4 protein-coding genes are annotated in these 6,455 nt (G+C 59.3%); 2 read left to right on the forward strand and 2 right to left on the reverse strand.

Features of this window, described 5'->3' with window-relative positions; translation table 11 throughout:
• Together KGB28_RS31460 and KGB28_RS31465 are read right to left on the reverse strand one after the other, a co-directional pair.
• Complete coding sequence (locus KGB28_RS31460; protein WP_223449362.1) at positions 1-1,101, reverse strand: LacI family DNA-binding transcriptional regulator; 1,101 nt, start codon at positions 1,099-1,101, stop codon at positions 1-3.
• A gap of 56 nt (positions 1,102-1,157) precedes the next feature.
• Positions 1,158-2,285: an MFS transporter gene (locus KGB28_RS31465; RefSeq protein WP_223449372.1), complete on the reverse strand. Its 1,128-nt coding sequence runs from the start codon at positions 2,283-2,285 to the stop codon at positions 1,158-1,160.
• 304 nt (positions 2,286-2,589) lie between these two features.
• Between KGB28_RS31465 and KGB28_RS31470 the strand changes: the two genes are divergently transcribed.
• Both KGB28_RS31470 and tynA read left to right on the forward strand, forming a co-directional pair.
• Positions 2,590-3,864: an MFS transporter gene (locus KGB28_RS31470; RefSeq protein WP_411740618.1), complete on the forward strand. Its 1,275-nt coding sequence runs from the start codon at positions 2,590-2,592 to the stop codon at positions 3,862-3,864.
• Between the two features lie 219 nt (positions 3,865-4,083).
• A complete protein-coding gene (gene tynA / locus KGB28_RS31475; RefSeq protein WP_223449366.1) occupies positions 4,084-6,372 on the forward strand; it encodes a primary-amine oxidase in 2,289 nt (762 codons plus the stop codon).
• Positions 6,373-6,455 lie beyond the last annotated feature (83 nt).

Here is a 6,455-nt window from a genome sequence, read left to right on the forward strand (position 1 = left end):
TCAAGCGTCTGATGGCTGCACGCTGAGTGTCGAGGTTCGCACAATCAATTTCGTGGCGAAAATTTTCTGCTCGGGCTCAAGCCGGGTGCCGGCCGGCGCATTCAATTGTTCGGTCAGAAGTCGCGCGGCGTATACGCCCTTCTCCACCATCGGCTGGCCAATGGTGGTCAAACCGAGCTGGACGGCCTCGGGAATATCGTCGAAGCCAATCACCGATAGCGCCTGCGGGACTTTGCGATTGAGCGCGTGAGCCGTTTTCATGCAAGCAATCGCCATCACATCCGAACAGGCAACGACCGCCGTGACATCGCAGGAGGTCAGCAGCGTAAACGCAGCAGCCTGCCCGGACGTCGAATCCAGCCCACCGGCCTCGATTATGCTCAGCTCCTCGAATGCCAGGCCTGCCTCGGTCGCCGCTTCCACATAACCGGTGAGGCGCTCCCTGACAATGCGCTCACTGGCGCTTTTGAAACGCTGCTGATCTATCGGACCGCGATAACCGTCCGGATTGAGACGGTCAATGATGATGCCGATCTTGCGGTGCCCCAGATCCAGCAGGTGCTGCATCTGCGTACGGGCAGCACCTCGATCGTCAATCCCGACAAAGAAAGAGTCTGCCACCAGAGGCGAATCGATCACCACAAATGGAATGTTCTGCTTGACCACCGCCAACACGGCTGGGTGATCATCGGGCAAGGTCGAGATAATCAAGCCATCCACCAGCCCGCGCAGGGCGAGACTGCCGTGATTCTCTGCCTGGGCTCGGCCGACAAGCCGGTTGTTATTGAGCGGGAACAACGTCAGCGCGACGTTCTCCAGTTCACCCACTTCACTGATACCGCGCAACAAGGCAATGGTGCAGGGGTCGGCGAACGCCAGGGACAACTTGTCCATCATCATCAGCCCGATCGCGCCGATCTTGCCCGAGCGAAGGCTTCGCCCCAGAACGTTGGGCCCCGGGTAGCCCAATGAAGCAGCCACCTCAAGGATATGCTCACGCTGGGCTTGCGACAGCTTGGAGGGACGATTGTAAGCGTAAGACACCGCAGGCTGGGAGACCCCCGCCGCCAGTGCTACATCTTTCATTGAAACCGATGCCATCGCTTGCTTCCCAATCTTTTTGAAACCTCATGCGAGGTCTGTGAAAAAACATGCACTCAGTGTAACCGTTGACGGGAAACCTTCGGAACCAGTCCGGTGGCACTGACCATGATTGCAACCATTAATGCGGCGACGGCGAGCAGCGCCGCAGACAGGCTGGTCGCGTGAGCGAAAAACCCGATGACTGCCGGGCCCATCAGGATGCCGAGGTAACCGAGGCTGGTTGCCGCGGCAATCGCCAACTCACCGGGCATCGTCTGTTGAGCACCGGCCAGCGATAGGTAGACCGGCGCAATGTTCGCCAATCCAATGCCTATCACGGCGAATCCCAGCAGATTCAGAAGCCAGTCCGTCACCAGGACGACTATCAGGAACCCCAGAATGACAATCAGGCCGCCACCGATGAGCACCGCGCGCGAACCGAGCCTGAGCAGAATCCGGTCACCGCTCAGTCGACCCAGGGCCATCATCACCGCGAACGCTGCGTAGCCCAGGCCTGCAATGGAATGCCGAACGCCACGCACCTCGGTCAGAAACACCGCGCTCCAGTCCAGAATGGCGCCCTCGGCAAGAAAGGCGAACAGGCACAGCAAGCCCAGCAGCAAAACCTTGCGTGTAGGCTTGACGAAGATCGGACTGCCCTCATCGCCGCTTCGCCCGAGCATCTGACGCCCGTATGTCAGGACAAAGGCGAGCAATGCCGCCATCACCGCACTGCTTGCCAGCAAAGGCGTTGCACCGAGCCATAACAAGGCGGTCATCCCGGCAGCACTGACAATCGTTCCGAGGCTGAACAAACCATGAAAACCGGACATGAGCGAGCGACCGGTAGCACGCTCGACCATGACACCCTGAACGTTCATCGTCACGTCCACCGCCCCGCACCCTGCACCGAAGACCGTCAGGGCGAGCATCAAACCTGCGAATGAATGAGTCGTTGCCAGCATGGGCAATGTCAGCAATATCAGCGCGATGCCTATGTGCATGGTAAAGCGGCAGCCCTTCCTCGCATTCAGGATGCCGGCGAGCGGCATCATCACCAGCGAGCCCAGGCCAAGGCAGAGCAACAGCAAGCCTAACGCGCCGTCGTCGACCCCGGCCCGACTGCGGGCATAGGGAACCAGGGGGGCCCACGCGCCCATGCAAAGGCCTGACAACAGAAACGTCAGCCGATAGGCCGCCATATCAGGTGTGGCGCACGGCAATACCAACTCTTGAGACGACACGGAAACCTCTGTGTTCGGGTCACTGGAGTTATACGTATAACCTAAAACAATCGATAAGGCCAACAGCTCAACACCACGCAGGCTGCCCGCGCAGGGCCTGACGTGTAATTTAATGCCATGAAGTCGGCCACCAAGTCTAAAAAAAGTTGACAGCAAGCTTGCTGCAAATGTTATTTTTAATTAGTTATACGTATAACCCCAATCAAATCAAACCCTCAATTGCATGAACACCCAACAAAAACAAAAGGGACAATGCAGCGTGATTAACAACCTTCAGAACACACAGATCCCCACCCGCATTCGCAAGGCGCGCATCGCGACTTTCCTGGGCTTCATGATGATTGGCGCCCTGATGTACATCTGGTCGACGGGTGTGAGTGTCTTCAGGGTGCAACTGGGTTTTACCGGTGAATCGGGAGACGCGAATTTCGGCTTGATCGCGCTTGGCGTTGGTGTCGGCTCAGCAACAGGCGCGCTGTGGGTCGGCCGCTTGCTCGACACCTTTGGTGCGAAGCCGGTCATCACGGTGTGTGCACTCGCTTATCCCCTTTCCATCATCCCGCTCGGATTCGTCAGCGGTTTCTGGTTCGCCTTGTGCTTCGGCGTTGTGCTCGGGCTGCTGCGAGGGGCACTGGACACGGCATTGAATGCCCATGGTGTGCAAGTCGAACGTTTCTACCAGCGCTCGATCATGTCTGGCTTCCACGCGCTCTATTCACTGGGCGGCTTTCTGCTGGGGATGGTGTGCAGCTGGTTGACCGGCCTCTACACCGACAGCGTGCAAGTGCCCTACACCGTACTCGGCGTGGCCCTGTTTATCGTGGGCTGGTTTTTCAGCCGGTGGTTGCTGGGCAAACATGATGTTCCCGAGCCTTCGGCCAGCGACTGGCAGACAGGCGCCCATTCGCCCGATGAAGCGGGCAAGGGGCCATCGGCAAAAACGCTGCTGGTCATGATTGCTCTGGGTGTCTTGCTGCTGGGCAGCATGATGGGTGAAAACGCCATTGCCGACTGGGGCCAGGAATACATTCGTCGCCAGTTCTCGACGAGCACCTCGATGGCCGGCATGGCGGTCTCCATCTTCGTCGGCGCGGCGTTCGTCGGACGTCTTTTCGGTGACCGGCTGGCCGCGGCTTTCGGCAATTCACAAGTGGTTTTCGGCTGCGGGACGATATGCGTCCTCGGCATGATCATCACCATCATTGGCGGCACCGCGGTGACGGGCATCGTTGGCTTCGCATTGTTTGGCCTCGGCCTGTCGTGCATCGCGCCACTGATGATCTCTGCCGCCGGGCGCCGAGATCCGAAACATGCAGGTCGCAATATCGGCATCGTCAACTGCATCGGTTTTTCCGGAATGCTGGTGGGCCCTGCCGTCATTACCGTGATTGTCAGCCATTTCGGCCTGGGCAAGTTGATGTTTTTCCCGCTGATCATGCTCGCCCTGCTGGCGACATTGGGCCCCCTGCTGATGCGAGCGCCTAAACCTGTCACCACCGAAAAACAGCGCTACACGCGCAGCGCCGCACCTCAATAAAATGCAGCTCTCTTTTCGGACAACATCAACTTAACTGAAGAATCCTGGGCGATTCCGCTTTCAAAAGCAGGTTGTCCGCTTGCCAAGCTGCATTTCGTCAGGAAAGCTCAATTGCGGCACGGAACCAAAGAAATCTGGCAGGCATTCAAAAGCAGCCGTTGACTGGTTGTAACAAAGTGCAGGAATGCCCGTACCCGGCTTTTCCCCAGGAATTCACACATGTTCAGCCCCAAAGCGTCGCCCAAAAGAACACCGCTTGCCCGCCTGGCCCTGGCCATCACCCTGAGCACCCTCGGTCTGCCTTTCTGGGCGGGCAATGCCCAGGCCCACGGCGGTCACGCCGAAATGGTGCCGCTGCAAGCGGGTCTTGAGGAATTTGGCGCCACGGTGAAATGGGACGACTACGCCAATCTGTTCACCATCGCCAAGGACGGGGTCTACCTCAAGGTCAAGCCCGACAGCAAAGTGGCGATGCTCAACGGCAAGCGTATCGAGCTGACGGTGCCGGTGGTGTTCAAGGACCATACGGCGTTCATGTCCAAGGACTTTATCAACCAGGTGTTCCAGTCCGGGCTGGACAAGACCTTTGTCGTCGAGACCCGCCCCAACCCGCTCAATCCCCTGAGCGCGGCTGAAATCACCACGGCCGTGGACATCGTCAAGAAATCGAAAAACTACAAGCCCGGCTTCCGCTTCACCGAAGTCTCGGTCAAGGAGCCGCCGAAGGATCAGGTGTGGAACTTCGTCTTCACCGGGCAGAACGTCACCCAGCCGCGTGAGGCCTCGATCGTGGTGCTCGACGGCAAGCACGTGATCGAAGCCCTGGTCGACCTCGACAAGAACGAACTCAAGTCCTGGAAGCCGATCGAAGGCGCCCACGGCATGGTCCTGCTGGACGACTTCGCCACGGTGCAGACGGCTGTGGAAACCAGCCCGGAATACGCCCAGGCCCTGGCCAAGCGCGGCATCAACGACGTGAAGAAGGTCGTGGCCACGCCGTTGACCGTAGGTTACTTCGATGGCAAGGACGGCCTGGCGCAGGACAAGCGCTTGCTGAAAATCGTCAGCTACCTCAACACCGGTGACGGCAACTACTGGGCGCACCCGATCGAGGGCCTGGTGGCGATTGTCGACCTGGAACAGAAGAAGCTGATCAAGATCGAAGACGAAGCGCTCATTCCGGTGCCGATGAAACCGACGCCGTATGACGGGCGCGGACGCCAGGGCGTGGCGGTCAAACCGCTGGAAATCATCGAGCCCGAGGGCAAGAACTACACCATCAGTGGCAACAGCATTCACTGGCAGAACTGGGACTTCCACGTTCGCCTCGATTCGCGGGTCGGGCCGATCCTGTCCACTGTCACCTACGACGACAAGGGCAAGAAACGCAAGATCATGTACGAAGGCTCGCTGGGCGGCATGATCGTGCCTTACGGTGACCCGGACGTCGGCTGGTACTTCAAGGCCTACCTCGACTCCGGCGACTACGGCATGGGCACCCTGACTTCGCCGATTGCCCGTGGCAAAGACGCCCCACAAAACGCCGTGCTGCTGGACGCGACCATCGCCGACTACACCGGCGCACCGACCGCGATCCCGCGCGCCATGGCGGTGTTCGAGCGCTACGCCGGCCCCGAATACAAACACCAGGAAATGGGCCAGCCCAACCTCAGCACCGAGCGTCGTGAACTGGTGGTGCGCTGGATCAGCACCGTGGGCAACTACGACTACATCTTCGACTGGGTCTTCCAGCAGAACGGCACCATCGGCATTGACGCTGGCGCTACCGGCATCGAAGCAGTCAAGGGCGTGAAGTCCAAAACCATGCACGAAGACACCGCCAGGGAAGACACGCGCTACGGCACCCTGCTGGACCACAACATCGTCGGCACCACGCACCAGCACATCTACAACTTCCGCCTCGACATGGACGTGGACGGCGAGCAAAACTCGCTGGTAGAAGTGAACCCGGTGGTGCTGCCCAACGACCGTGGCGGCCCGCGCACCAGCTCCATGCAGACCGAAACCAAAGTCGTCACAACCGAGCAACAGGCGGCGCAGAAATTCGACCCCTCGACCGTGCGCCTGCTGACCAACTTCAGCAAGGAGAACAAGGTCGGCAACCCGGTTTCCTATCAGCTGATTCCCTATGCAGGCGGCACCCACCCGGTGGCCAAGGGCGCCAACTTCGGCAAGGACGAATGGCTCTACCACCGCCTGAGTTTCATGGACAAGCAGCTGTGGGTGACGCAATACAACCCGGAGGAAAAGTACCCGGAAGGCAAGTACCCGAACCGCTCGGACAAGGACTCGGGCCTGGGGCAGTTCACCCAGGACAACCACTCCATCGAGAACACCGACGATGTGGTCTGGCTGACCACCGGCACCACCCACATCGCCCGCGCCGAGGAATGGCCGATCATGCCGACCGAGTGGGTGCATGTGCTGCTCAAGCCGTGGAACTTCTTCGATGAAACGCCGACGCTGAACCTCAGCACACCGAAGTAAGGCAAAAAAAACCTGTGGGAGCGGGCTTGCTCGCGAAAGCGGTATGTCAGTCGACTACTTCATTGACTGACACACCGCTTTCG

The sequence above is a fragment of the Pseudomonas sp. BF-R-19 genome (genome assembly GCF_019956445.1).
Classification (GTDB): Bacteria; Pseudomonadota; Gammaproteobacteria; order Pseudomonadales; family Pseudomonadaceae; genus Aquipseudomonas; species Aquipseudomonas fluorescens_BH.